We start from the raw sequence: 2,703 nt of genomic DNA, 5'->3' as shown, positions 1-2,703 counted from the left end.
ATCTAACAAATAGAAGATTGGAGGAATCCGTTTGTTTCCAAAACTCTTCATCTAATACTTTTTTATCAGGGAATTTAGCAATAACAAAAATAATATCATGTAGTCCTTTTGGTAATGGTGGAATTTCTATAGGAATTTCTACTGATTCTCCCGCACCTACTTGAAAAGTGAAGTCTTTCGCTAACTCTCTATCATCAACTTTAAAATCACTTTGTTTATAATCAACAAGTAACAACATTTTGTAAACCCTTTCAGTTTTGATCAAATTCCCTAAAGAAATAAATTTTTTAAGGCTCTGACTTTCTTCTATATTAAAGTTGAAATCTTTCTCAATTTCCCCATTTTGATTATATATCCCTAAATTAATCCCGCCAGTTTCAGCGAAAGGTAATTTATCTCGATTTAACGTACTAGCAATAGTTGACTTAAAATTAGTACTATCTAATGAAATTTTCGGCTGATTATTCGTTTGTGTCTCTTGCTTCTTCTCAGTTTCTTTTGTGCAGCCACTAAACAACAATAATAATATTGATAATAATAGTATATACACTAGTCTGTTTGGATTCATCGGCTCACTCCTAAATAAACTTTATAAATATGAAAAGCAAATTAGAAACATATTCTAATTTGCTCATGAGAACATATTGTTATATCAAGTTCCGTAAGTTTCGGTATTCCAAGTCTGGAAACCATCTAATCAAAATTCATGTGTCCCGAAAGCCTCACCATCATCCCAAAATTTATTACTATAAAATACTTCCGCCCCTGCATGGGAAGAATTGTATTGAGTATCTGTTGCACTATCTTTATAAATCCCATTGACATAACCCTTTGTTTTTGCATAAATATAATTTATTGTTTTTTTCTTGGTCTTTTTATTATTTGTATAAGCATCAGAGACCGAACTTGCTCCACCCGTCTGAGTGAAATCTGAATATGCAACATAATGCGCGCCACTACTTTTAACTTTATTATTCGGATTTAATAATGCTGGCGAAAAAGTTTTTAATGCTTTTCTCTCCACATCATATACAATTTCAGGAACTTTTTTATCCGAAACCATTTCTTTTTCTTGAGCAAATGAATGGATAGGAAGTGAAAATAAAGCAATCATTGATAAAGCAGAAATTGTTTTTTTCATAATTTTGCTCCTCTCAGCAATAAATTTGTTTTTTTAACTTCCATAAGTTTCTGTTTTCCAAGTTTGATAGCCCTTATTTGCAAAGATGTGTTCACCATATACTTCATCATCCCCTATATACCATGCTCCTTTATTGACTTCAGCACCTGCATGTGAAGCATTATATTGATCATCTGCTTTACTACCTACACTTCCGCCATCTACATAATGTTTCGTTTTAGCATAAATACGGTCAATTGATTTTCTTTTAGATTTACTACTACTTGTATATGAATCCGATGTAGACCAAGTACCTCCCAAAGCATACTGACCTGATTTAGCAGAATAATGTGGTCCTGCAGCATAATTTGTAATCTTTGAATCTAATGGAAGTGGTGAAAATGTTTTAGATGGTAATTTTTCATTATCATGTACTACAGGGCTAACACCTACATTAGCTGATGCCTGACTAGATGGAGCAAATGTAATAAGTCCTAAAGCAAATGTTGACGACAATAAAACTGGTATGATTTTTTTCTTCATTGTTAACCTCCATTAAGAATATTAGGTACCTGTATGAATCTTATAAAAAAACAATCATACAAACAATAGTTTTTTTGTAAATTATTGTAATTTTATTTAAAGATTATTATAAATTATTTTAACGATTATTATATTTTTAAAAAACAAATGTTGTTTCTTTGATTAAGTACTATTTCGATATAATTAAATTACATTATACGAATATTTCATTGCACTCCCCATATATCATCTTTCAAAACCTATCAAAAATTACCTTATACTATAATAGAGTCGTTACCTTATGAAGATAACCCCATCGGTTAAACTTTATGTTAAATTTTTTTGTTATTTAATGATCAAACCCTTGTAAGATCACTTTCAAAATCATTGAAACTAAATTCTATGTTGAATTAAAACAAAAAGGGGATATTTAACATTTTAAAAGGCACAAGATTGTTCTTGTCTACTTGTGATAAGGAATTTCTAGTTCTTTTTCATTTCAGCTAATTCAACTATCTACTATATTTATGGATTTAAAACCCCAAAAACTCCAAAGAAAAGTAGAAGGTCGTTTTGATACTAAAATTAGAGCTAATGGAAACTACTTAACGAATGGTTGGATTGTTGAATAAGTTGAGTAGTTTGAATTTTCATTATAAAATATAATATAAAAGGTCAAGGCTTTTAAAAGCTTTGGCCTTTTATACTATATCCCAAGAAGATTTTTCCACTTAACATCCATTAGAAAAGGGGCAGTTCTTTGATAGGTATAGTTTTATACGGCTTGTTTTATATAACAATTTTAGTGTTTTGCATTTATTATTTACCTATAATAGCAAAAGATTTAAAGAGCATTAGAGACTTCAATCAGAAAAACCAAGAGTTGCTAGTTCAATTATTGAAAGAAATTGAAAAACAGAATAAAGATTAACATTCACTAATATAAAAAAGGGTCTATTTTGGAAAATTAATCAAAATAGATCCTTTTTGTTTGGTTAGTTTGTCTCATTTATAAATAATATTGAAAATAACCTTACCCGTCCCAAAATGTACACCTTATG

2 protein-coding genes and 1 pseudogene are annotated in these 2,703 nt (G+C 29.6%); all 3 read right to left on the bottom strand.

Going from position 1 to position 2,703, the window contains the following annotated elements:
- Positions 1–568, bottom strand: a pseudogene (locus KVT34_RS29295) (hypothetical protein); the annotation flags it as partial.
- Between the two features lie 129 nt (positions 569–697).
- Positions 698–1,141, bottom strand: a complete 444-nt coding sequence (locus tag KVT34_RS29290) for a hypothetical protein (RefSeq protein WP_217563194.1) — start codon at positions 1,139–1,141, stop codon at positions 698–700.
- Positions 1,142–1,174: 33 nt separating this feature from the next.
- Positions 1,175–1,663, bottom strand: a complete 489-nt coding sequence (locus tag KVT34_RS29285; RefSeq protein WP_217563193.1) for a hypothetical protein — start codon at positions 1,661–1,663, stop codon at positions 1,175–1,177.
- Positions 1,664–2,703: the final 1,040 nt, after the last annotated feature.

Source organism: Paenibacillus sp. GbtcB18 (assembly GCF_019091125.1).
Lineage (GTDB): Bacteria > Bacillota > Bacilli > Paenibacillales > NBRC-103111 > Paenibacillus_F > Paenibacillus_F chitinolyticus.
Note: the sequence above shows the minus strand (reverse complement) of the source record. Positions and strands in the feature narration are given on the sequence as shown.